The sequence below is a fragment of the Actinoplanes sp. L3-i22 genome (assembly GCF_019704555.1).
Taxonomy (GTDB): Bacteria; Actinomycetota; Actinomycetes; order Mycobacteriales; family Micromonosporaceae; genus Actinoplanes.
Genome location: NZ_AP024745.1, coordinates 2,894,597 through 2,917,500, shown reverse-complemented (window position 1 = coordinate 2,917,500; position 22,904 = coordinate 2,894,597). Strand labels below are relative to the sequence as shown.

The window sequence follows — 22,904 nt, the reverse complement described above, 5'->3', positions numbered from 1 at the left end:
AGGATGAGCTGCTGGTGCCGGCGATGCCCAGCCTGATCGCCTATTCCGAGATGCACCGGGATGTGCGGGCGCTGGGGGCGGCGCTCGACGATCCGGACTTCGAGCTGGAGCCCGCGATGCTGGCGGCGACGTTGACGGCGCATCGGTGCTTCCTGGCCGGGGCGATGCGGATGGGGATGTGGCCGGTGCGGGTGGCGGCGTGGTGGGAGTACACGTCGGCGCGGTCGGCGGGGAAGATCACCACTGCTCGGTTCCGGGAGGATCCGGAGTGGGACCAGCTGATGGCCGGGGTCCAGGAGGCTCGCCAGCTGCAGCACGAGGCGGCGGGCGGCGGCGCTGATCAACAGCAGTCTGAGCAGGGGAACGTTCGCGCCATCCGGTAGCCGGGGTTATCCACAGTGCGGGGTTGTCCACAGGCCGCGAACGTGATCTTGAGGTTTTTGGGATAATGGATGTGGGACGCCCCCTGGGACTGGGTGGGGTCTCTCTCCCCACGGGCGGGCTCTCCGCGGGCGCGCTTTCCACGGGCGGGCACATCCGCCGGCGGGCTTTCCACGGGCGGGCACTCCGCGGGCCGGATGGGAAGAGCCGCCGCCCACCGGGCAGCGGCCCCCACCGGCCAACGCGAGATCAGATCAGGATCGGCGCCCCGGCGTTCCGGTTCGCCGGCCGCGGCAGCCCGTAGTGCTCCCGCAACGTCCGCCCGCTGTACTCGGTCCGGAAGAGCCCCCGCCCCTGCAGGATCGGTACCACCTGGTCGACGAAGTCGCTGAGCGACGACGGCAGCACCGGCGGCATGATGTTGAACCCGTCCGCGGCCCCGGCCTCGAACCATTCCTGGATCGCGTCCGCCACCTGCACCGGCGTCCCGGCGAAGGTCAGGTGTCCCCGCCCGCCACCCAGCCGGGCGATGATCTCCCGGACGGTCAGGTTCTCCCGGCGACCGAGATTGACCACGAGCGTCCGCCGGCTCTTCTGGCCTTCGATGGCCTCCTCCTCGGGCAGGTCGTCCGGGAGTTGCCGGTCCAGGTGCAGGTCGTTCTGCGGTACGCCGAGCAGCGCGGCCAGTTGCGGCAGCGCGTACTCGGGCCGGATCAGCCCGTTGAGCTCGGCCTCCTTGGCGAGCGCCGCCTCCGGCGTGGCCGCGATGACCGGCACGATCCCGGGCAGGATCTTGATGTGGTCGGGGTCCCGCCCGAATTCGGCGGCTCGCCGCTTCAGGTCGTCGTAGAACTCCTGCGCGTCCGACAGTGTCTGGTGCGCGGTGAACACCGCCTCGGCGTACTGGGCGGCGAAGTTGCGCCCGTTCTCCGAGGAGCCGGCCTGGACGAGCACCGGGTGGCCCTGCGCGGAGCGCGGCACGTTGAGCGCGCCGGCGACCCGGTAGAACCGGCCCTCGTGCGCCGGCGGGTAGATCTTCGCGTCGTCACCCCAGACGCCGTTCTCCTTGTCGGCGAGGACGGCGTCGTCGGCCCAGGAGTCCCAGAGCTTGAGCGAGACGTCGACGAACTCGGCGGCGCGCTCGTACCGCTCCTTGTGGGCGGGCAGGTGGTCGAGGTTGAAGTTGCGGGCCGCGTCGAGGCCGGCCGTGGTGACGATGTTCCAGCCGGCCCGGCCGCCGCTGACGATGTCGAGCGAGGCGAACCGGCGGGCCAGGTTGTACGGCTCGTTGTAGGTGGTCGACGCGGTCGCGATCAGGCCGATGTGCGAGGTGGCGCCGGCCAGCGCGGTGAGCAGCACGGTCGGTTCGAGGACGCCGGACGGGCGGCGCCCGACCTGGTCCCAGAGCACCGGCCCGTCGGCGAGGAAGACCGAGTCGAGCTTGCCGCGCTCGGCGATCCGGGCGAGGTTCTTGAAGTGTTCGACGTCGAGGTCGGCGCGCGGGTCGGTCTCCGGGAGGCGCCAGGCGGCCTCGTGGTGGCCGACGCTCATCAGGAACGCGTTGAGGTGCAGTTTCCGGGTCATCACTGCACCTGCGGGGTGTAGTGGGTGGCCTCGTCGCCCTCGAGGATGTAGCTCTTGGTGCCGTCGGTGCCGACCGGGACGTCCCCGGCGACGGTGACCCGGTGCAGCTTGCGGGCCAGGTCGCCGTAGTCGTCGGCGGCGTAGTGCTGGGTGCTGCGGTTGTCCCAGACCACCAGGTCGCCGACCTGCCACTGGTGGCGCAGGGTGTTCTCCGGGCGGGTCACGTAGTGCTGGAGCAGGCGCAGGATGTCGCGGGACTCGGTCCGGGACAGCCCGATCAGGTGGGTGACGAAGTTGCCGATGAACAGGTTCGGCAGGCCCGAGTCCGGGTTGACGCGGACGACCGGGTGCGCGGTGCGGTACCGGGTGGAGGCGAAGACCTTCTGGTACTCCTCGACCTCGGCCGAGCGGAACTGCGGGTGCTCGGCGTAGTCGTAGGCGTTGGAGTGCTCGGCCCACAGGCGGTCGGCCAGGAAGCGCAGGTGTTCGGGCAGGTCGGCGTACGCCGCGGCGGTGTTCGAGAAGAGCGTGTCGCCGCCGTACTCCGGGATGACCAGGCTGCGCAGCGTGGTGGCCTTGGGCGGGGCGACCACGAAGGTGACGTCGGTGTGCCAGGCGTTGGCGCGGGCGCCCGGGCCGCCGGCCACCTCCAGGACGTTGGCCTGGCCGTCGACGGACGGGACGGTCGGGTGCGCGAGGGTCAGCTGGCCGAAGATCGAGGCGAAGCGCTGGTGCTGCTCGTCGTCGAGGTGTTGGTCGCGGAAGACCAGCACTTTGTGTTCCACGAGGGCCTCGTGGATCTCCTTGGCGGTGATCTGGTCGACCGGCTGTTTCAGGTCGACGCCGGCCACCGACGCCCCGATCCGGCCACCGATTCGCGTGATGTCGATGCTCATAGCCATGCCTTTCTAGGAAACGTTGGTGCGCCAGGTCGAGAAATGGCGCTCGGTGAGGATCAGGAGCTGGTTCACGATCAGGCCGATGCCGGAGATGGTGATGATTCCGGCGTACATGTCGGGGACCGCGAAGTTGTACTGGGCGTAGTTGATGAGGTAGCCGAGGCCGGCTTTCGCGCCGACCATTTCGGCGGCGATCAAAATCAGGATCGAGTACGCCCCGGCCAGCCTGATCCCGGTGAAGATGGTCGGCACGGCCGCGGGCAGGACGACCTTCTGGAACAGGCTCAACGGGCCGAGGTCCAGCGAGCGCGCCGATTTGATCAGGAGCGGGTCGACGGTGCGGACGCCACTGACCGTGTTCAGCAGAATGGGCCAGGCACACGCGTACACAATGATCGCGATTTTCGATGTTTCGCCGAGTCCCAGGATCAGCACGAAGACCGGCAGGATCGCCAGTGCCGCGGTGTTCCGGAACACCTCGAGAAGCGGGGTCAGCAGATTGGCGACCGGTTTGTACCAGCCGATCAGCAGGCCCAGCGGGATCGAGACGACGATCGCCAGGCCGAAGCCGACCAGCGAACGGGTCAGGCTGGCCTGGGTGTGCTCCCACAGTTCGCCGGATCTGGCCAGGTCCCACCAGGCGACCAGGACCTCGGAGAGCGGCGGGAGGAACGTCGCGTCGACCACGCCCAGCCGGGGAAAGATCTCCCAGATGAGCGCGAGCGCGAGGATCGCCACGCTCCGGGTAACGATATTGCCGAAGAATCGGCCGGCCCTTTTCACCTGGACCGGAACCGTTACGGGATTAGCCGCCACCAACGTCGAGCTAGACACGATTGGCCTCCAGTTCCTCGGTACGGGCCTTGGTGACCTCGTCGCGCAGCAGGGTCCAGATCTCGTGCCGGTAGTGCGCGAACTGCGGGTCGGAGCGGACGTCGTCGGTCTGCCGCAGCGGCGGGATGTCCACCACCTGCTTGATCCGCCCGGGCCGCGACGTCATCACCGCGACGCGTTGTCCCAGGTAGACGGCTTCCTCGATGCCGTGGGTGATGAAGACGACGGTCTTGCCGGTCAGCTTCTGGATCCGCAGCAGCTCGTCCTGCAGCCCGTCTCGGGTCTGCGCGTCGAGGGCCGCGAACGGCTCGTCCATCAGCAGCACGTCCGGGTCGAAGGCGAGGCTGCGGGCGATCGCGACGCGCTGCTTCATGCCGCCGGAGAGCTCGTGCGGGTAGCGGTCGTGGAAGCCGGTCAGGCCGACCAGGTCCAGGTACTCCCGGGCCTTCGCGGCCCGCTCGCGGCGCGGCACGTGCTTGGCCTCCAGGCCGAACTCCACGTTGCCCTGCGCGGTGCGCCACGGGAGCAGCGCGTACTGCTGGAAGACCACCCCGCGGTCCAGGCCGGGGCCGGTGACCTCGGTGCCGTCCACCAGGATCCGGCCGCTGGTCGGCCGGGCCAGGCCGCCGAGCAGGTCGAGCAGGGTGGACTTGCCGCAGCCGCTCGGCCCGACGATGACCAGGAACTCGCCGTCCCGGACGGTCAGGTTGATCTCCTGCAGCGCGGTGACCGTGGTCCCGCGGGCGTCGAAGACCTTGCCGAGGTTCTCGATGACGATCTTGTCGGTCACGCCGCACCGCCGGCGGCGTACGAGTTGTATTTGTTGTCGAAGATGTCGGTGGCCTTGACGTCCTTCTTCAGCTCGCCGGCCCGGTTCAGCCAGTCGACCCAGGTCTGGAACTCCTTCTCCTGGATCACGCCGCCCTTACCGGCGACGCCGTAGCTCTTGAAGTACTGCAGCGTCGAGTTGTCCTCGCTGCGCCCGCGCTTCTTGACGATGTCCTGGAAACGGGCGATGACCTGATCACGCGGCGTCTCGCGGGCCCATTCGATGGCCTTGCCGACACCGGAGACGAACGTTTTCACGGTGTCCGGGTTCTTCTTCAGGAAATCATCGCGGAAGATGTAGCTGCCCGCGGTGAACTGGCCGAGCAGGTCGAAGTCGCTGAAGAGCGGGTGCACGCCGCCGCGCTCGATGGCCTTGTCGCGCAGCACGCCGCCGAGCGCGCCGACGTCGATCTGCTTCTGGCGCACCGACTGCTCGGTGTTGACCGGCGGGACGACGATCAGTTCGACCTGCTTGATCTCGGCGTCGGTCAGATTGTTCCTGGCCAGGTAGGTCTTGATGACCGCCTCGTGATGGGCGCCGAGGGTATTGACGCCGATCTTCTTGCCGATCAGGTCCCGGGCGGTTTTCACCGGGCTGCCGTCGAGCACGTAATAGCCGGTGTAGGTGTCCTTGTCGACGCCGTAGTAGCCGATCACCGCGGTGATCGGGGCGCCGTTCGCGGCCAGTTTCACGATCGCGCCGTTGAACGCGCCGCCGAAGTCGACGTCGCCGGTGGTCGCCGCCTGGATGTCCTGCGGGCCGCTGATCGTGTTGCCGATCCAGTTGAGTTTCACGTCGCCCAGATAGCCGAGGTCGGCGGCGAGTTCGGGCAGCGTCACGGCGCCCACGTTGCCCTGATATCGCAGTTCCTTGACCTGGCTTCCGGAGGCCGAGGCCCCGCTGCTGCCGCATGCGGAGAGTCCGGTGGCGGTCAGGAATGCGCCGCCCAGCAGGCCGGCGAGGGCGTTTCGACGAGTGGTCACGGAAGGGCTCCTGGCTCTCACAAGGGTGGCGTGCATCGGACGGCCGCCGATGGCGGTCGCCGAAGACAAAGGCGTGGGTCAATGCGATTTCCGCGTACGGCGGCAGCGTCGCGGCCGTGTCGGCGGGGAGGTGTCGGGCGGCGGGCGGTGTCGCTTCGCCGTCACACGCTCAACAGGCGCAGGTGCACACCCGGAGGTAGTCGACGAAGCGGCGCCGCGTCAGGCGCTTGTCTCGCTTCATGACTAGGAACGTAAACGTCCGACGACACCACGTCAGCCTCTTTGTGACCCAGAGCACATACATTTCCCATAGAGTGAGTGGGATATAACTCAGATCATTACCGTGACCTGGGTAAATACAAAAAGGCGGAAGCGCGTGTGCGCCCCCGCCTTTTCGGCAGTCCTAAACGTCAATCGGCCTCACGATCGGGTCAGTCGTCGCCGCCCCAGTCCTCGAAGACCTCCTCGACGGCCTCGCCGATCACGTAGCCGGCCGCCAGGCCACCGACCGCGCCCAGGATGGCGCCGCCCATGCCGCTGCCGTGCCCGCCCTGACGGTAGTGCCCGTGGTGGCCGTAGCCGCCGCCGTGCCCACCGTGGCCGCCGTGCCCGTAGGCCGGCGCGCCGTGCCCGTAACCGGGCGGCGGGGGCGGCGGGTAGCCGGGAGCGCCGTACGCCCCGTGGCCACCGCCGTGGCTCGGGCGGGACTTGCGGTGGTCGACCGCCTGACGGACCCAGCCGTCGACGACCGAGCGCCAGTCGGTGGTGTCCGCGTCGTGGTGCGAGACCGAGTAGCGCCCGTAGGTGTCCTGACCGCTGTGGAACAGGCCGCCGCGCTTGTCGAACTCCAGCACCACCTCGACCGAGTGCGGGCTGGTCACGAACGTCAGCTCGAGCTCGTTGATGGAGTGCGCGTACTGCGGGGCGGGCCAGTACTCGATCTCCTGGTAGAACGGGAGGGTCTGGTGGACACCGTAGATCTGGCCGACCTCGATGTCCGCCGACTTGAAGCGGAAGCCCAGCTGGCCGAACGCGTCCAGGATCTTCTGCTGGATCGGCAGCGGGTGCACGTAGACCGGGTCGAGGTCGCCCTTGTCCAGCGCCCGCGCGATCGACACCTCGGTGCGCACGCCCATCACCATGCCGCGCAGCGGCTGCCCGTAGGCGGTGGTGATCGGGGTCTCCCACGGCATCTCGATGCGGAACGGGATCGCCAGCTGCTGGCCGGGGAACAGCCGCGTCGGCCCGGCCACGGTGAGCCGGTAGAAGTCGCCGGTGGCCTGGTAGTCACCGCCGCCGCCCTCCACCTCCATCCGGGTGACCAGGGCGAGCGTGATGTGCTCGATGTCCGCCTGCTGGGTCCCGCCGGTCACGTTGACCTGGCCGGTCAGCGGCGCGCCCGGATAGGTGCTCGGGTTGGCCAGCACGGTGTCCACGCTCGGGCCACCCACTCCCATGGCGCCCAGCAACTTCTTGAAGACCACGATGCCTCTCCTGTAGTCCGGCTAACCCGACTTGCTCGGAAATTCTGACAACACCGCCTGGCAGGTGGCTGAGAGCGCCCCCACCAGCCGATCTAGCACAGCAGCGTACGGCTATCGTGCAAGCTCATGGACCCAGTCTCGATCCACCACCTCGCCGATGTCACCGTTGTTCACGAACCAAGTCACCCGGACGAGGTCGTCGCCGGGGCGCCGACCACCGGCGCGGTCACCGTGACGACGCTGGACGGGCTGGGCGTCGAGGTCGGCATCTGGGAGATGAGCACCGGCGCGGTCCGCGACGTCGAGGCCGAGGAGGCGTTCCTGGTGCTGGCCGGGCGGGCGACGATCGAGGCCGACGGCGTGACGTCCGAGGTGCGGCCGGGCGACCTGGTGCGCCTCACGGCGGGGACCAAGACCGTGTGGACCGTGTCGGAGCCGCTGCGGAAGCTCTACGTCACGGGCGTTTAGAAAAAGACAAAGGCCGCTTATTTCCGTACGGAATAAGCGGCCTTTGATCGTGAATTACTTGATCAGGCCCAGGCCCTGGACGGCGGTGCGCTCCTCCTGGAGCTCGGCGACCGAGGCGTCGATGCGGGCGCGGGAGAACTCGCTGATCTCGAGGCCCTGGACGATCTCCCACTTGCCGTCCCGGGCGGTGACCGGGAACGAGGAGATCAGGCCGGCGGGCACGCCGTAGGAGCCGTCGGAGACGATCGCGGCCGACGTCCAGTCGCCCTCGGCGGTGCCGTTGACCCAGGTGTGCACGTGGTCGATCGCGGCCGACGCGGCGGACGCGGCCGAGGACGCGCCACGGACCTCGATGATCTCGGCGCCACGCTTGGCGACCCGCGGGATGAACTCGTCGGCGAGCCAGGCCTGCTCGACCAGGTCCTTGACCGGGCGACCGGCGGCCTCGGCGTGCGAGACGTCCGGGTACTGGGTGGCGGAGTGGTTGCCCCAGATCGTCACCTTGCGCAGCTCGGCGACCGGCACGTCCAGCTTCTTGGCGAGCTGGGCCAGCGCGCGGTTGTGGTCGAGCCGGGTCATCGCGGTGAAGCGGTCGGCCGGCACGTCCGGCGCGTGCTGCTGGGCGATCAGGGCGTTGGTGTTGGCCGGGTTGCCGACGACCAGCACGCGCACGTCGGCAGCGGCGCCCGCGTTGATCGCGGTGCCCTGCGGGCCGAAGATGCCGCCGTTGGCCTCGAGCAGGTCGCCCCGCTCCATGCCCTTGGTACGCGGGCGGGCGCCGACCAGCAGCGCCACGTTGACGCCGTCGAACGCGGCCTTCGCGTCGTCGAACACGTCGACGCCGTCGAGCAGCGGGTACGCCCCGTCCTCGAGCTCCAGCGCGACGCCCTCGGCGGCGCGGGTGGCGGCCGGGATCTCCAGCAGGCGCAGGCGGACCGGTACGTTCGCGCCGAGCAGCTGGCCGGAGGCGATGCGGAACAGCAGCGCGTAGCCGATCTGGCCGGCTGCGCCCGTCACGGTGACGGTGACCGGTGTCTTAGTCATGAGTTTGTCTCCCGAGGTTGAGGCATTTCGGCACCCGAACCGGACTCTAGTCCTCGCGTTACGGGACGATGACGCGGACGCCTATCGGTGTGACCTCACGCGTTACTTGTCCGTGGGTTTCCGGGCAACGGCCGCCCAGGTCGAGGTCTCGACGGGCGCCGGGCGCTCGTCCTGCTCCGGGCGCCACTCGGACACCGGCACGACGCCCGGCTCGACCAGCTCCAGGCCGTCGAAGAACGCGCTGAACCGGGCCCGGTCGCGGGGCACGAGCGCGGCCGGGCCGGTCGGCTGGGTCGCGGTGAGCCGGGCCGAGATCTCCGGCGGGACGAAATCCGCCGTGCCGTGCGTGGCGACCAGGAAACTGCCCGGCGCGACGCCGGCCAGCAGGGTGCGGACCACGCCGGCCGCCTCCGCGTCGTCGAGCAGGAAGTGCAGCACGTTGATCAGCAGGATCGCGACCGGGCGGGACAGGTCGACGGTCGCCAGCAGCTCCGGCGCGCGCAGGATCTTCTCCGGGTCGCGGAGGTCGGCGTCCACATATGTCGTCGAACCGCCGGACATCAGCGCCCGGGCGTGCGCCAGGACCATCGGGTCGTTGTCGACATAGACGACCTTCGCCTCCGGCGCGATCGCCTGGGCCACCTCGTGCGTGTTGTCCGGCGCCGGCAGGCCGGTGCCGATGTCGACGAACTGGCGGATGCCGGCCGCGCCGGCCAGGTGCCGGATCGCCCGGTTGTGGAAGGCGCGACCCTCCCGCGCGGCCGTCCAGACCGCCGGGTAGACCGCGGCGATCTGGTCGCCGGAGTCCCGGTCGACCTGGTAGTGATCCTTGCCGCCGAGCCAGTAGTTCCACCGGCGAGCAGGTGAGACGGTCTGCGGATCCACCCGGTCGCTCGTCATGGCTCATCCTAACCCGGCCTGCGGCTCCACTGTGGACATGAGGAGTTTTCCCGGCCGGGCTCACAGGCATATCCTGCATCGGCGGACTTCGAGGGAAAGGGTGCAGCGTGGCCATCCTGGCGCCGCCCTACCGGCCATTCTCCCCAGGCTTCCCGCCGCTCGACCCGGCGCGCGGCGAAGGCGGCGCGACCATCGCGGTGACGATGCGGTACGCGCCGCTCGCCTTCGTGCTCGGGCTCTTCACGCCGGTCCTGGAGATCGACGGGAAAGACGTGCCGGCCGGGTGGAGCCGGGTGACGACGCCGGTCGCGTTCGGGGAGCACCACGTGCACGTGCACATCCCCTATCTGCTGCCGTCCCGGATCGGGGCGGCGGAGACCACCGTGGTGGCGCTGCCGGGGCGGACGGCGGAGCTGGAGTACCGGGCGCCGATGCTGGCGTTCCTGCGGGGGGCGCTGGGGCCGCCGCCGCAGAAGTATCCGGGGCTGGTGCTGGCGGTGGTGCTGTTCGTGGTGGCGGTGGTGCTGGCGGTCTGCGGGTGTCTCGGGATCTTCACGTCGGGCGGGCCGGAATCGACGGTGGGGGCGGTCGAACGCTTCACGTCGGGCGGGCCGGACTCGACGGTGGGGGCCGTTGGGTCGGTTCGTGCTTCTTCGGTGTCTGCCGCGCCGCCGCCCCTACTTTCGGCCGGGGGCGCCCTTCTTCCGGCCGGTGTGGCGGGGTCCGGGAGGTGGCAGATTTGGGGAGGCGACGGGGGAACGAGGACATCGGGAGGGTGCTGACGGACGAGGGGATGGGGATCTGGCTCTCCGCTGCGCCGGCCGCCGCAATGGATGAGCGCGGTGGATGAGACGCAGTGGATGATCGGCGGATGGGGAACACGGCGGCCGCGGTGGCGGCGATGCGCGGAGTTTGGCTGGGCGACGCGTTCGGGGAGACGTGGTGCCGGCGGCCGGCCGGGGACTTCGCCGAGCGGCGGCTGGCGGACGGGCCGTGGACGTGGACCGATGACACCGCCATGGCGCTTCCACTGCTCCGGGTGCTGGTGGCGCACGGGCGGGTCGACCAGGACGTGCTGGCCGCGGAGTTCGCGACGGAGTATGCGGCTGATCCCTATCGGAACTACGGCGCCGGGATGCATGACGTCCTCGCCGCGTTCGGTGCCGGGGAGGGCTGGGCGGTGGTGACCCGGCGGCAGTTCGACGGGTCGGGGTCCTGGGGGAACGGGGCGGCGATGCGGGTTCCGCCGCTCGGCGCGTGGTTCGCCGGCGACCTGGACGCGGTCGTGGCCGAGGCGGGCCGGTCGGCGGTGGTCACGCACGCCCATCCGGAGGCGGCCGCCGGGGCGGTCGCGGTGGCGGTGGCCGCGGCGCTGAGTGTGCGAGGCGGGGACTGGTCGCTCGGCGACGTCGTGGCGCGTGTGCCGGCGGGCCAGGTGGCGGACGGTCTGCGGCGGGCCGCGGACTTCCCGGGGGACGCGGACCCGCGGGAGGTGGGGGCCGTGGTCGGGTCCGGGTTGCGGATCTCGGCGCCGGACACCGTGCCCTACGCGTTGTGGTGCGCGGCCCGGCACCAGGACGACCTGGCGGCGGCGCTGTGGGCGACCGCGTCGGCCGGCGGGGACATCGACACCACCTGTGCGATCGCGGGTGGCGTGGTCGGGGCGCGGACCGGGCTGGCCGGGGTGCCCGGTGAGTGGCTCAAGCGTTGTGAGGGGCTGCCGGCCTGGGTTGATCGACTGGCGTGAGTGGACCTTTCGGTCAGGGTGGGGATCGACACGCGTAGCGGTGACGGGCCGATCGGCGGGTGGCGATGGGCGGGTTCGGACATCAGGCTCTCGCTGTGAGTTTGCCGCCTCCGCAGGATCCTTGGGCCCGTCCGTCCGAAACGCCGCAATACGGGCCGCCGACCGTGCCCGGGCCGCCGGTGCCGCCCGGGCAGGCCTACCCGCAGACCGTGGCAGGGTCGCCGATGCCGCCCGGGCAGGCCTACCCGCAGACCGTGGCAGGGTCGCCGGTGCCGCCCGGGCAGGCCTACCCGCAGACCGTGGCAGCGCCGCCGGTGCCGCCCGGGCAGGCCTATCCGCAGACCGTGGCAGGGTCGCCGGTGCCGCCCGGGCAGGTCTACCCCGGGCCGGGGGCGCTGGGGCAGCCGTATGGCGGGGGCGGGGCGGCAGGGACGCCTTATCCCGGGGCGGCTGGCGGCGCGGCTTATCCCGGGGCGGGGGCAGGCGGGGCTGGGGTTGGCGGGGCTGGGTATCCGCGGACTCGGCCGTATGCGGTGATGGGGAAAGCGCCCGGGAAGTGGTCGCTGAACAAGGTGATGCTCGGGCTGGTCGGGGTGGCGGCGGTGGCGGCCTGCGGGGTGTCGATCTTCGCGTCGGGCGGGGCCCGGACCAACACGGCCGGGAGCGGGAGTCCCTCGGTTGTGGTGACCACTGATCCGGTTGCCGCGTCCGAGCCGGTCGTTCCGGTCACCGAGGCGGCCGGTACCACCCCGACGACGGCGGGCAGCACGGCGGGGAGTGCCACGCCGGCCAGGACCACGAAGCCGACGCCGGCGAAGACCACGACGAAGGCCGTCTACTACGCGAACTGCGACGCGGTGCATGACGCCGGGCTCGCCGATCTCGGCAGGAACGATCCCGGCTACCGCAAGGCCCTCGACCGGGACGGTGACGGGGTCGCCTGTGAGAGCGGGGACTCGGACACCGACGACAAGCCGGAGACGGGCAGCGGCGGCGGCACCGATCCGCGGTATGCCACCTGCGCGGCGGCGAAGAAGGCCGGCTACGGGCCGTACACCGAGGGCGTCGACCCGGAGTACGACTGGTACCAGGACCGCGACAACGACGGCGTCGTCTGCGAGTAGCGGTCCACGGTCAGGGCTGCCGCGAAGGCCGCGAGCAGCCAGGACGCGACGGCGCGGCGGTGGCGGCGCGGCGGTGGCGGTGGCGCGCCGGGGGCGGCGCGGCGGGGGCGGCGCGGCGGGGGCGGCGCGGCGGGGGCGGCGCGGCGGGACGGGCCGGCGGGACGGGCCGGCGGGACGGGCCGGCGGGACGGGCCGGCGGGACGGGCCGGCGGGACGGGCCGGCGGGACGGGCCGGCGGGACGGGCCGGCGGGACGGGCCGGCGGGACGGGCCGGCGGGACGGGCCGGCGGGACGGGCCGGCGGGACGGGCCGGCGGGACGGGCCGGCGGGACGGGCCGGCGGGACGGGCCGGCGGGACGGGCCGGCGGGACGGGCCGGCGGGACGGGCCGGCGGGACGGGCCGGCGGGACGGGCCGGCGGGACGGGCCGGCGGGACGGGCCGGCGGGACGGGCCGGCGGGACGGGCCGGCGGGACGGGCCGGCGGGACGGGCCGGCGGGACGGGCCGGCGGTGGGGTCAGGGCTTTGTCTGCAGCTCGTCGTGCAGGGCGCGCATCAACTCCGCGCTGGTGAACGGCTTCTCCAGCAGGTGCACATCGGCCGCGAGGGTCCCGTGATTGGTCAGGACCGGCTGGGCGTAACCGGACATGAACAGGACCTTGGTCCGCGGGTACCGGGTGGTCACCGCGTCGGCCACGTCCTTGCCCAGCATCCCCGGCATGATCACGTCGGTGAGCAGCACGTCGATGTGGTTCTCGGCGGCGATCCGGAGCGCCGCCTCGCCCCCGTTCGCGGCGAGCACGGTGTACCCGCCCCGGACCAGGATCCGGGAGGTCACCTCGCGCAGCGCGTCCTCGTCCTCGACGACCAGCACGGTCGCCCCGTGCCCGGTCAGCCGCTCGTCGGTCTCCTCGGCCACGACCTCCTGCGCCCGCACGTCGGTGACCGGCAGCAGGATGGTGAACGTGGTGCCGATGCCCGGCTCGGAGTAGATCTGCACGGTGCCGCCGGCCTGGGTGACGATGCCGTAGACGGTGGCCAGCCCGAGGCCGGTGCCCTGACCGCTGGGCTTGGTGGTGAAGAACGGCTCGAACGCCTTGTCGATCACCTCCTTGGGCATCCCGGTGCCGCTGTCCGAGACCCGTAACCGCAGGTAGCGCCCGGTGCTGAGGCCGGCCCGGGCGGCCGAGTGCTCGGCGTCGACCCGGACCTCGGCGGTGTCGATGGTGAGCCGGCCGCCGGTGGGCATCGCGTCCCGGGCGTTGACCGCGAGGTTCACCAGCACCTGTTCCATCTGACCCGGGTCGGCCATCACGGCGGGCAGCGGGTCGGTGGTCCGTACCGTCAGGTTGATGTGTTCGCCCAGGGACCGGTCCAGCATCTGATGGACCTCGGTGACCACCGCGTTGAGGTCCAGCGGACGGGGCCGGATCACCTCGCGCCGGGCGAAGGCGAGCAGCTGGTGGGTGAGGTCGCTGCCGCGCCGGGCGGCCCGGGCGATCTGCTCGGCGTCGGCGGCGGGCGGGCTGCCGGCAGCGTCCTCGATGATGAACGCCGCGTAGTTGAGGATCACCGCGAGCAGGTTGTTGAAGTCGTGCGCGATCCCGCCGGCCAGCTGGCCCAGGCTCTCCAGGCGCTGGGCCTGCTGCATGCGGGCCTCCAGCTTCTGCCGGTCGGTCTCCTCGCGCAGCCGGCGCCGCTCGGCCTCGGCGGCCAGCCGGTCGGTGATGTCCCGGACCGCGGCCACGGTGATCACCCCGGTGTCGGCGTGCAGCGCGCTGACCGCGATGTCGACCGGCAGCTCGGCGCCGTCGCTGCGGATCGCGCGGCGCTTGGCCCAGCGCTGTTCGCCGTCCTCGGAGCGTTCGGTGTCGAGCGGGGTGGCGGAGTCGCCGGTGCGCAGCACCGCGGAGACCGGCGGCAGGCCGTCGGGCAGCAGCCGGTCCACCGCCATGTGGATCAGGTCGTGCCGGGGGTGCCCGAACAGCCGCTCGGCCTCCGCGTTGACCAGCACCACCTCGCCGGTCTCGGCGACGCCGAGCAGCGCGTCCGGCGCGGCGTCGAGGATCGCCTGGACCCGGGCCTCGGTGCGTTCCCGCTCGCTGATGTCGCGGGCCGTGCTGGTCGTGCCGACCAGCGCGCCGTGCTCGTCGAGCAGGGGCGAGACCAGCATCGCGACGGCGATCGGCTGGCCGGCGGAGGTGAGCCGCAGCGACCGGTAGCGGTCCACCCGGCCGCCGAGGCGGACCAGCGCGCGGATCTGCTCCTCGTCGGCGCGCCGCTCCGGCGGGATGATCTCGTCGATCGAGGTGCCGACCATCTCGTCGGCCTTGAAGCCGTAGAGGTTCTCGGCGCCCGGGTTCCAGGAGAGGATCCGGTTCCGCAGGTCGACGGTGACGATCGCGTCGTGCGAGGACTGGACGACCGAGGCGAGCAGGGCCCGGGCGGCGGCGGCCTGGCGTTGCGTGGTGTCGTCGCGCAGGACCGCGGTCACGTACGTCTCGCGGTCGGGCGCGGTGACCCCGGAGAGCGACACCTCGACCGCGAAGACCGTGCCGTCCTGACGCCGGCCGCGCAGGGGCAGGCGGCGCAGCGGCGGATGTTCGGCGGCCAGGTAGCCGGCGCGCTGCTCGGGATGCCCCGGGCGCACCTCGTCCGGGACCAGTTCGTCGATGGAGACCCCGACGAGGTGATCGGGCGGGTAGCCGAACATGTCGTGCGCGCGGCGGTTGGCGATCGTGATGACGCCGTCCGAGCGGCTGATGATGATCGCGTCCGGGGCGGTGTCGATCAGGAGCCCCGGCAGCTCTATGCGTGACTCCACACCCGTCCCCTCCCTCCCCAAACTACCAATTTCCGGAATTCCGGGCATGGATTCCCCGGATTCCGGGCATCTTCGAGATGGTGAGCATCGATCCGAACCGGCCCAGCTCCGCCCGCGTGTACGACGTGTTCCTCGGCGGCACGCACAACTTCGCCGTCGACCGGTCGGTGGCGGCGCGGATCATGGAGATCGTCCCGGAGATGACGGCGCTGGCCCGGGCCAATCGCGCGTTCCTGCACCGGGTGGTGCGGTGGGCGCTGGCGCACGGCATCCGGCAGTTCATCGACCTCGGCTCCGGCATCCCGACCGAGGGGAACGTGCACGAGGTCGCGCTGGCCGCCGATCCGGCGGCCCGGGTGGTCTACGTCGACGTCGACCCGACCGCGGTGCTCTACGCCCACCGGCTGCTCGGCGACGACCCGCGGACCGTGGTGGTCCAGGGTGACCTGCGGGATCCGGCGTCGGTGCTGAGCGACCCGGCGCTGCGCTCGGTGATCGATCTCGGTCGCCCGGTCGGGATCCTGATGTTCGCGGTGCTGCACTTCGTGCCGGACGGGCCGGTGCTCGACGCGACGCTGCGCGGCTATCGCGAGGCGGTCGCGCCGGGCAGCCTGCTGGCGCTGTCGCACGCCAGCGGCGGGCTGGACCCGGAGGCGATGACCCGGGTCGCCGACCTGTACAGCCGGACCGGGACGCCGTTCGTGCCGCGCGGCGAGGAGCGATTCACCGCGCTGTTCGAGGGGTGGGAGCTGATCGAGCCGGGCGTGGTGCGCGGGCCCGGCTGGCATCCGGCGGGACCGGCCGAGCCGATCAGCGACCCGGGCGCGTCGCTCATGCTGGCCGGCGTCGGCCGCCGGGGAAGCGCGCGAGTACCGCCGGGAATTACATAAGAAGAGAAAAAATCAACGACCGCGACGGTCGGCCGGCCGGTCCCACCCGTCGCAGGAGTCCTCCGGCTCGACCTCGAGCAGATCGAACAGGTCCGGCCCGGAGTGGCCGGTGTCCACCGTGCCGCCGGTCAGGCCGAGCGAGGCCGCGCAATTGCGCCCGTAGCCCTGCACCATGCGGTCCACACGGGTCGGGTGACCGCAGCGACGGCACGGTCGCATCCGCTCCGCCGGACGGTCACCCACCGGCCCATTATCGTCCGGAACCGGGCTCCGCGCCCGGATCATCCGTGCCGAACCCGGCCGCGGCGGCGATCTCCGCGATCCGGGCCAGTGCGTCCCGTGGATCCTCGTGTGGTTGACAGGCCAGCTCGCCGACCTGCCTGAGCAGGTCGGGAAGGTGTCCGCCGTCGAGTTGGCGGACCCGCTCCACTATTCGCAGCAGAGCGGTGAGATCGGCGATGGTGTCACGCAGACTGTCCGGGTCGAGGGTGCCGATCATGACGGTCTTCCGGTCGGGCTCCGGCTCGCCGGCCGCCCGGAGCACCCCGATCCGGAACGCGATGGCCACGGCATGGGCCTGATCACGGGCTCCGAGCTGCTGATACAGCGTCCTCAGCCGGGACTTGACGGTGTTGGGCGAGATGTACAGGCGGGCCGCCATCTCGCGTGCCGTCTCCCCGGCGGCAAGAGATTCAATGATCTCCTGCAGGTGCGGCGCCAGCACCGGCCATTGCGCAATGGCCCGGGTGTGGCTTCGATGCGTTTGCAGCGACATGCCGAGAATTTAGATCTTGCCCGATCCGGATGTGATCCACACCTCCCCCGACGACACCCGCCGTCGAGACCGGGAAGCCCGCGACCGCCGGCCCTCGCCGCCGCTGCCAGGAAACACTCAACTTCGGGCCGGTAGCGTCCGGATCCTGTCGATCATGAAAGGGGTGGCGGGTGGAAGCGTTCCGGGTGTTCCGCGTGACCGCGGTCGCCGAGGCGTTCTCGTGGACCGGGCTGCTGGTGGGGATGTACCTGAAGCACGTCTCGCACACCACGGACGCGGGCGTCTGGCTGTTCGGCCGGGTGCACGGCGCGATGTTCGTCGCCTACCTGGTCGCGACGCTCTGGGTGGCCCGCGCCGAGCGCTGGTCGCTGTGGCGCACCGGCTTCGCCCTGGCCGCCTCGATCCCCCCGCTCACCACCTTGATCTTTGAACGCTGGGTGTCCAAGCGGCGCCCGGCAGTGGAGCCGGCGGCCGCCACCGCCTGAGCTCCGCCACGAGGACGGGGCGCGCCCGATCGGGCGCGCCCCGTTCCCGGCATTCACCCACCGAATCCCCGGACCAGACCGGAGACCCGCTCACCCACCGAATCCCCAGGTCAGCCCGGAGAGCAGAATGTTGATCTGCAATCGCTGTTTCCAGCCGGTCGGCGCGTCAACCCGTTTGATGCGGAAAATCAGCGTTTCCCGGTCGACCGAGATCAGCTGCGTGGTGAATTGATCGGGGAATATGCGCTCCCCGTCGGACTGCGCGACCTGCAGGAACACGATCGGACTGGAGGACACCGCGGGTAGCCCCTGAACGGTCACGGTGATCGCATTCTCGTTCGGATTCGGCTCCAACCCGATCGCCATGACAGCGCCGATCGAGGTCGCGTCTTCGATTTTCACCAATTGATCCGGCATGGCCCTCTCCCCTGGAAAGTGTTCGGAATTCCCACTGTCGCGAAAATCCGGGGAGACACCAATCGGGTCGTCGCCTATTTGACCGCGATCGGATTGACCGGGCTGCCCACCGCTCCGGTGATCGGCAGCGGCGCGGCGGTCAGCCAGAACTCGAAGACGCCGTCGGCCGCGCAGTCCGCCGCCAACTCGTCCGGATCCCACATCTCGCCCAGGAACAGGCCGATGTGCGGGATCGCCACCTGGTGCAGCGGCTGGAACGCGTCGTCGAACTCGTTCGGCCGCACCTCGAAACCCCAGGTGTCGGTCGCGATCGCGGCGATCTCGGTGCGGTGCAGCCAGTCGGCCGTGGTGAACGACAGGCCCGGCGCGGGACCGCCGGCGTACTCACCCCAGCCGTTCCGGCGGACGCGGGTGAGCTGACCCGTCCGTACCAGAACGATGTCGCCCTGTCCCACCGCGGACGTCGAACCCTGCCGCGCGATCGTCTCCACCAGGTGTTCCTCCGTGATGGCGAAGCCATCCGGAAGCTCGCCGTCCACGCCGAGCGCCCGCCCGACGTCGAGCAGCACCCCGCGCCCGGCGATCACCGAGGCGACCGTCTCGATGCCGGTGACGCCGTCGCCGAGGCTGGTCACGACCCGGTCGGCGGGCCGGCCGTTCCAGGCCCGGCCGTGGTCGAAGATGTGGCCGAGGCCGTCCCACTGGGTCGAGCACTGCAGCGGCATCGCGATCACGTCGTCCGCGCCGCCCAGCCCGTGCGGAAACCCCTGCACGCCGGCGACCGCGTCGGTGCCGGTGTCCAGCATGGTGTGCACCGGGTTGGTGCGCCGCCGCCAGCCCTTCTGCGGCCCGTTCGCGTCGAACGACTGCGACAGCGAGAAGGAGACCCCGCGGCGGACCAGGGCCGCCGCCCGCGCACGGTGCGCCGGGGTCAGGAAATTCATCGTTCCCCGTACGTCGTCGGCCCCCCATCGCCCCCAGTTCGAGCACCGCTTCGTGGCCGCCGCGATCGCGCCCTCGGGATCCGTGCGATCGATCATGCGAACACGTCCACGATCCAGTCGGCGATGTACGTCCGAACGTGCGCGAAGTGGTCCAGCCCGATGTGCTCGGCCCCGCCCTCGGCCGGCGTGAAGATCCGCAGGTCCCGCCGCGGTGCGTTGACCGCCTGCCGGTAGGACCGGTGCGCGTATTCCAGGGGGATCTGCCGGTCGTTCTCCCCGTGCGTGATCAGGAACGGCACCGTGATCCGCTCGACCACCCCGTCGAGGTTCACCGCCTCGGCCTTCTTGACGAAGGTGTCGAGATCGGTCTCGCCCCACACCCAGAGCACGTGGTCCCAGTAGTGCGGGACCGGGTTCTCCCCCTCCCGCTCGAGCCGGCGCTTCTGCACCGCGCCCCAGTCGTGGTTGGCGCCCCAGGCGACGCAGAGCGCGAGCCGCTTCTCGAACGCGGCGGCCCGCGGCGCGTAGTACCCACCCAGCGACCACCCGACAAGTCCGATTTTTTCGGCAACGACGTCATCGCGGGTGAGCAGGTAGTCGACGCAGGCCGTGGCCCAGTCCTCGCTCTCCACCCGGCTGGTCAGGCCGAGCAGCCGCAGCGCCTCGCCGCTGCCCGGGGTGTCGACCATCAGCGTGGCGATGCCGCGGGCGGCCATCTCCTGCGGAAAGCCCGACGAGTACATGTGCTCCTTGGTCGAGTCCAGCCCGTTGAACATGATGATCACCGGTGCCGGCCCGTCCGAGGCCTTCGTGAAGTACGCCGGCAGCAGCGCGCCCTCGAACGGGATCGCCACCCGGGTCGTCGCCGGGTCGATCAGGTCGAACGCCTTCTGCTGCAGCTCCAGGCAGCGCCGGTAGAAGACGTTCCGATCCGGCTGCTTGGCACTCTGCATCCGTTCCGCCTGGGCCAGGTAGTTCGTCGCGCGCAGGTACTTCTGGCCGGCGGTCCGCAGGTGACCGGCCGCCTCGTCGGCGGCCGCCCGGGTCGCCAGATCCTCGGCGACCGCCGCCCACGAGGCCATGAACTCCCTGGTACCGACGTCCGCGCCTTGAGCTCCGAGTTCCCGGATCGGGCGGCAGGCCCGGTCGACCTCGTCGATCAGGCCGCCGCTATTCAGGGTGGCGACCACGCCCAGGTTCCAGACGTAGTTGCCGGGGAAGTACTCGAACATCCTGATCAAAGCCTCTCTGCGCGTGCTCGTGCCGGATCCCGACGCCGGGCGGCCGAAACTTCCGCACCTTTTTGTCCAGAAATAATGCGATTCGTCAGGCTGCCGATCCCCTCAACGGTCAGCGTCACCACGTCGCCGTCCCGCAGCGGCGGCGGATCCTGCTCCCCGGCGCGGCCCCACAGCTCGGCCAGGCAACCGCCGTTCCCGACCGTCCCCGACCCGAGCACGTCCCCGGGCCGCACCACGCTGTCCCGCGCGGCGTAGGCGAGCATCGCCTCGAACGTCCAGCCCATGTTGCTGAGCAGGTCCCGCCCGACCTCGACGCCATTGACCTCGGCCACACACCGAAGATCAAGAAAACCATCGATTTTGTACGGCTCCAGCTCATCCGCCGTCACGATCCACGGCCCGAGACTGCTCGCGAAGTCCTTGCCCTTGGCCGGCCCGAGACCGACCTTCATCTCGCGGCTCTGCAGGTCCCGTGCCGACCAGTCGTTGAAGATCGTGTAACCGAAAATGGTCTGCTCCGGCCCGGCGATCGCGGCGACCTCCAGCTCGAAGTCGCGCGCCACGGACGCGGCCGGGAACGGCACGTCGTCGTCGGGGCCGTAGATCGCGTGCGGGTTGGTGAAGTAGAAGGTCGGCGCGTCGTACCAGGCCTCGGGCACCCCGGCCGCGCCGTCGATGCTGCGCCGGACGCCCTCGACGTGCTCCTCGAACGCGACGAAGTCCCGGATCGAGGCCGGCCGCAGCGGCGCCAGCAGGCGGACCTCGGCCAGCGGGAGGCCGTCGCGCCGCACGTCGACGAGACCGTGTTCGATCACCTGCGGCACGGTGACGTCGTCGGCGAACGGGAAGACGAGACCATCCCTGAGCACGCCGGCGCGGTCCTGTCCCCCGTACCGGAAGGAAATGATCCTCATCAGACCGGCGGGGCGACGAAGACGCCGCGGTCGGGGTCGTTGAACGACTGCTTCGCGACGAACTCGTTCATCGGGTTCGCCGTCCCCCACTGATCACTCACGGCCGGGTCGGAGAAGTCGTAGAGGTGCGGGTGCCACGTGTCCTCGTCGAGTTCCTCCAGCTCGGTGGTGTACTCGATGGTGTTCCCGTGCGGGTCGAGGAAGTAGCTGAAGGTGTTGTTCCCGGCCAGGTGCCGGCCCGGGCCCCACACCTTCTCGACCCCGCCGCGCAGCAGCCGGCCGGTGCCGCGCAGGTACTCGTCGATGCCGCGCAGCTCGAACGACGCGTGGTGCAGCGAGACGTGCGGGCCGCGGGCGATCGCCAGGCTGTGGTGCCATCGGTTGGTCCGCAGGAACCACATCATCGAGCCCATCCGCGGATGCATCAGGGTGTCCGACAGCGCGAAGTTCAGGTGCCGGTCGTAGAAGGCGACGGTCGCCTCCGGGTTCGGCGAGTTGATCACCACGTGCGAGAGCTTGACCGGGACGGACTCGCCCTCCGCCACCTTGCGGTGCCGGCGGGCTTCGACATCACAGGACACTTCGACGGTACGGCCGTCCAGGTCGAAGAAGCGGAATCCGTACCCGCCGCCGGGCGTAGCCAGCGTGCCCGGCTCGCTGACCAGCGTGACCCCGGCCCGGCCGAGCCGCTCGGCGAGCGCGTTCACGTCGGCCTGGTCCTTCGCGCCGAACGCGATCAGATCCAGTCGCTTCTCCGCGGCTCTGCGCAGGCGCACCGAGTACTGCTCGGGCGAGCCGGCCGCGGCCAGGAACGCGATCCCGTCGTCGGTGGTCTCGGCGTCCAGCCCCCACATCGTCGTGTAGAACTCCAGCTGCTTCTCGTAGTCCGGCACGGCCAGGTCCACGTGCCGCAGATGGGTGATGAGTCGTTCGTCGTTCATGTGTCTCTCCGATTCAGGCGGGCTCGGCCACTTCAGGCGGGCTCGGCCACGAGGTGCGAGATCCGGGCCATCAGGCCGGGGACGTCGCCGCGCTCGTGATCGAGGAGCCAGCGGCACAGTTGCAGGGAGGCCTCGACGACCTCGGTGGCGCGCGGCAGGCGGCGCGCGGTGAACTCGCTCCACAGGTCCTCGGTGACCGCGTCGTCCCGGAGCAACAGCTCAGCCAGCACGGATGCGTCCTCCAGGGCCTGGGCGGCGCCCTGGGCCAGGGTCGGCGGGCAGCTGTGCGCGGCGTCGCCGATCACCACGGCCCGGCCCCGGTGCCACGGCCCGTCGAGCACGTGACTCTCGAACGCCGTGTAGTTGACCCGGCTCGGATCGGTCAGCTGCTCGCGGAGCTCGTCCCACGGCCCGTGGTACGCCCCGGACAGCTCCCGCATCGTCGCGAGCGTCTGCGCGGGGCTCAGGCCGGACCGGTCCCGCACGCCCTCGACCAGGTACGCGTAGACGCTGTCCGGCCCGGTCGGGCAGTACCCGGCGATGTACGCGGGGCCGCCGTAGAAGAGGTCGGTCCGGGTGATCGATTCCGGACGACGGGTGAAGGTTCGCCAGATGCCCATGCCGACCGGCCCGGGCTCGGCGTCGATCCCGATCGCGCGCCGGGTCCACGAGCGCAGGCCGTCGGCGCCGACCACCAGGTCGTACCTCCGCGTGGTGTGATCGTTGAAGGTGACCGTGACCGCGTCGCCCTCCTGGACCAGCGCCTCGGGCCGCGTCCCGAACCGGACGGTCGCGCCGGCCTCCCCGGCCCGCTCGAGCAGGATCCGGGCGAGCGCCGGGCGGTACATGCCGAGCGTGGCCGGCAGGTCCGGGCCGCCGGTGCGGAGGTCGGTGAGCTCGGCGAGCAGCGTGCCGGCCGGGTCCGGGGCGCGCAGGCCGAGCGTGTCGAACGCGTACCCCTCGGCCCGGACCTGATCCCAGACGTCCAGCTCGCGCAGCACCCGCAGGGCGTTGCCCTGCAGCGTGATCCCGGAGCCGAGCGCGGCGACGTCGGGCTTGGCGTCGACCAGGTCGACCGCGACGCCACCCTCGGCGAGCAGGATCGCGGCGGCGGCGCCGGCGGCACCGCCACCGACGACCAGAACGTTACGAACTGCTGGCACGGCGGTTTCCCTCCCGTTTCGTGTGACTGGGACC

Annotated in this window: 24 protein-coding genes (1 of these 24 cut by a window edge); 7 read left to right on the top strand and 17 right to left on the bottom strand. The window is 71.0% G+C overall.

The features are described 5' to 3' along the window. On the top strand, nucleotides 1-383 hold the 3' portion of the coding sequence (locus L3i22_RS12970) for a hypothetical protein (protein ID WP_255658184.1). 274 nt of this gene lie to the left of the window's left edge; only the last 383 of its 657 coding nucleotides appear in the window; its start codon lies beyond the left edge, outside the window; it ends in the stop codon at nucleotides 381-383. Between the two features lie 247 nt (nucleotides 384-630). Here the strand turns inward: L3i22_RS12970 and L3i22_RS12965 are convergent, their stop codons facing one another. The 6 genes from L3i22_RS12965 to L3i22_RS12940 form a co-directional block, all read right to left on the bottom strand. Beyond that, a complete protein-coding gene (locus tag L3i22_RS12965) occupies nucleotides 631-1,965 on the bottom strand; it encodes an LLM class flavin-dependent oxidoreductase (protein ID WP_221327205.1) in 1,335 nt (444 codons plus the stop codon). Beyond that, entirely contained in the window at nucleotides 1,965-2,861 is an 897-nt protein-coding gene (locus L3i22_RS12960) for a TauD/TfdA family dioxygenase (protein ID WP_221327204.1), read from the bottom strand. The genes L3i22_RS12965 and L3i22_RS12960 overlap by 1 nt, the downstream gene beginning before the upstream one ends. 12 nt (nucleotides 2,862-2,873) lie before the next feature. Beyond that, entirely contained in the window at nucleotides 2,874-3,602 is a 729-nt protein-coding gene (locus L3i22_RS12955) for an ABC transporter permease (protein ID WP_255658183.1), read from the bottom strand. A gap of 88 nt (nucleotides 3,603-3,690) precedes the next feature. Next, the gene (locus tag L3i22_RS12950) at nucleotides 3,691-4,488 is read right to left on the bottom strand and encodes an ABC transporter ATP-binding protein (RefSeq protein WP_221327202.1); all 798 of its coding nucleotides are present in this window, start codon (nucleotides 4,486-4,488) and stop codon (nucleotides 3,691-3,693) included. Further along, a complete protein-coding gene (locus tag L3i22_RS12945) occupies nucleotides 4,485-5,510 on the bottom strand; it encodes an ABC transporter substrate-binding protein (RefSeq protein WP_221327201.1) in 1,026 nt (341 codons plus the stop codon). The genes L3i22_RS12950 and L3i22_RS12945 overlap by 4 nt, the downstream gene beginning before the upstream one ends. 431 nt (nucleotides 5,511-5,941) lie before the next feature. Next, nucleotides 5,942-6,994, bottom strand: coding sequence for a sporulation protein (locus L3i22_RS12940; RefSeq protein WP_221327200.1), 1,053 nt, complete (start codon nucleotides 6,992-6,994; stop codon nucleotides 5,942-5,944). A gap of 126 nt (nucleotides 6,995-7,120) precedes the next feature. Here L3i22_RS12940 and L3i22_RS12935 point away from each other — a divergent pair, with 126 nt between their 5' ends. Further along, nucleotides 7,121-7,462 carry a cupin domain-containing protein gene (locus tag L3i22_RS12935; RefSeq protein ID WP_221327199.1) on the top strand — a complete coding sequence of 114 codons (342 nt, stop codon included), beginning with the start codon at nucleotides 7,121-7,123 and terminating at the stop codon, nucleotides 7,460-7,462. 54 nt (nucleotides 7,463-7,516) lie between these two features. Here the strand turns inward: L3i22_RS12935 and L3i22_RS12930 are convergent, their stop codons facing one another. Together L3i22_RS12930 and L3i22_RS12925 are read right to left on the bottom strand one after the other, a co-directional pair. Beyond that, nucleotides 7,517-8,506, bottom strand: coding sequence for a malate dehydrogenase (locus L3i22_RS12930; protein WP_221327198.1), 990 nt, complete (start codon nucleotides 8,504-8,506; stop codon nucleotides 7,517-7,519). Between the two features lie 102 nt (nucleotides 8,507-8,608). Then, nucleotides 8,609-9,406: an SAM-dependent methyltransferase gene (locus L3i22_RS12925; RefSeq protein ID WP_221327197.1), complete on the bottom strand. Its 798-nt coding sequence runs from the start codon at nucleotides 9,404-9,406 to the stop codon at nucleotides 8,609-8,611. Between the two features lie 107 nt (nucleotides 9,407-9,513). On the opposite strand from L3i22_RS12925, the gene L3i22_RS12920 reads away from it, so the two are divergent. The 3 genes from L3i22_RS12920 (at nucleotide 9,514) to L3i22_RS12910 (ending at nucleotide 12,277) form a co-directional block, all read left to right on the top strand. Continuing rightward, a complete protein-coding gene (locus L3i22_RS12920; RefSeq protein WP_255658816.1) occupies nucleotides 9,514-10,188 on the top strand; it encodes a hypothetical protein in 675 nt (224 codons plus the stop codon). A gap of 89 nt (nucleotides 10,189-10,277) precedes the next feature. After that, the gene (locus tag L3i22_RS12915) at nucleotides 10,278-11,153 is read left to right on the top strand and encodes an ADP-ribosylglycohydrolase family protein (RefSeq protein WP_255658182.1); all 876 of its coding nucleotides are present in this window, start codon (nucleotides 10,278-10,280) and stop codon (nucleotides 11,151-11,153) included. 536 nt (nucleotides 11,154-11,689) lie between these two features. Further along, complete coding sequence (locus L3i22_RS12910; RefSeq protein WP_221327196.1) at nucleotides 11,690-12,277, top strand: excalibur calcium-binding domain-containing protein; 588 nt, start codon at nucleotides 11,690-11,692, stop codon at nucleotides 12,275-12,277. Nucleotides 12,278-12,793: 516 nt separating this feature from the next. On the opposite strand, the gene L3i22_RS12905 is transcribed toward L3i22_RS12910, so the two are convergent. Beyond that, entirely contained in the window at nucleotides 12,794-15,100 is a 2,307-nt protein-coding gene (locus L3i22_RS12905) for a PAS domain S-box protein (RefSeq protein WP_221327195.1), read from the bottom strand. An 80-nt stretch (nucleotides 15,101-15,180) separates the two neighbouring features. Here L3i22_RS12905 and L3i22_RS12900 point away from each other — a divergent pair, with 80 nt between their 5' ends. Then, nucleotides 15,181-15,990, top strand: a complete 810-nt coding sequence (locus L3i22_RS12900) for an SAM-dependent methyltransferase (RefSeq protein WP_221327194.1) — start codon at nucleotides 15,181-15,183, stop codon at nucleotides 15,988-15,990. Between the two features lie 12 nt (nucleotides 15,991-16,002). Here the strand turns inward: L3i22_RS12900 and L3i22_RS12895 are convergent, their stop codons facing one another. Then, complete coding sequence (locus tag L3i22_RS12895) at nucleotides 16,003-16,233, bottom strand: hypothetical protein (RefSeq protein WP_255658181.1); 231 nt, start codon at nucleotides 16,231-16,233, stop codon at nucleotides 16,003-16,005. A gap of 7 nt (nucleotides 16,234-16,240) precedes the next feature. Continuing rightward, nucleotides 16,241-16,765, bottom strand: coding sequence for a helix-turn-helix transcriptional regulator (locus tag L3i22_RS12890; RefSeq protein ID WP_221327192.1), 525 nt, complete (start codon nucleotides 16,763-16,765; stop codon nucleotides 16,241-16,243). Between the two features lie 170 nt (nucleotides 16,766-16,935). Here L3i22_RS12890 and L3i22_RS12885 point away from each other — a divergent pair, with 170 nt between their 5' ends. Then, nucleotides 16,936-17,250, top strand: a complete 315-nt coding sequence (locus L3i22_RS12885) for a DUF3817 domain-containing protein (protein WP_221327191.1) — start codon at nucleotides 16,936-16,938, stop codon at nucleotides 17,248-17,250. 90 nt (nucleotides 17,251-17,340) lie between these two features. On the opposite strand, the gene L3i22_RS12880 is transcribed toward L3i22_RS12885, so the two are convergent. The 6 genes from L3i22_RS12880 to L3i22_RS12855 form a co-directional block, all read right to left on the bottom strand. After that, nucleotides 17,341-17,667, bottom strand: coding sequence for a hypothetical protein (locus L3i22_RS12880; protein ID WP_221327190.1), 327 nt, complete (start codon nucleotides 17,665-17,667; stop codon nucleotides 17,341-17,343). Nucleotides 17,668-17,741: 74 nt separating this feature from the next. Continuing rightward, nucleotides 17,742-18,707, bottom strand: a complete 966-nt coding sequence (locus L3i22_RS12875) for a cyclase family protein (protein WP_221327189.1) — start codon at nucleotides 18,705-18,707, stop codon at nucleotides 17,742-17,744. Continuing rightward, nucleotides 18,704-19,843: a S9 family peptidase gene (locus tag L3i22_RS12870; RefSeq protein WP_221327188.1), complete on the bottom strand. Its 1,140-nt coding sequence runs from the start codon at nucleotides 19,841-19,843 to the stop codon at nucleotides 18,704-18,706. Before L3i22_RS12870 ends, L3i22_RS12875 begins: the two co-directional genes overlap by 4 nt. 5 nt (nucleotides 19,844-19,848) lie before the next feature. After that, nucleotides 19,849-20,766, bottom strand: coding sequence for a fumarylacetoacetate hydrolase family protein (locus L3i22_RS12865; RefSeq protein ID WP_221327187.1), 918 nt, complete (start codon nucleotides 20,764-20,766; stop codon nucleotides 19,849-19,851). Beyond that, nucleotides 20,766-21,707 (bottom strand): VOC family protein, encoded by a 942-nt coding sequence (locus tag L3i22_RS12860; RefSeq protein WP_221327186.1) that lies wholly within the window; start codon nucleotides 21,705-21,707, stop codon nucleotides 20,766-20,768. The genes L3i22_RS12865 and L3i22_RS12860 overlap by 1 nt, the downstream gene beginning before the upstream one ends. Nucleotides 21,708-21,739: 32 nt before the next feature. Beyond that, the gene (locus L3i22_RS12855; protein ID WP_221327185.1) at nucleotides 21,740-22,870 is read right to left on the bottom strand and encodes an FAD-dependent monooxygenase; all 1,131 of its coding nucleotides are present in this window, start codon (nucleotides 22,868-22,870) and stop codon (nucleotides 21,740-21,742) included. Between the last annotated feature and the right edge of the window lie 34 nt (nucleotides 22,871-22,904).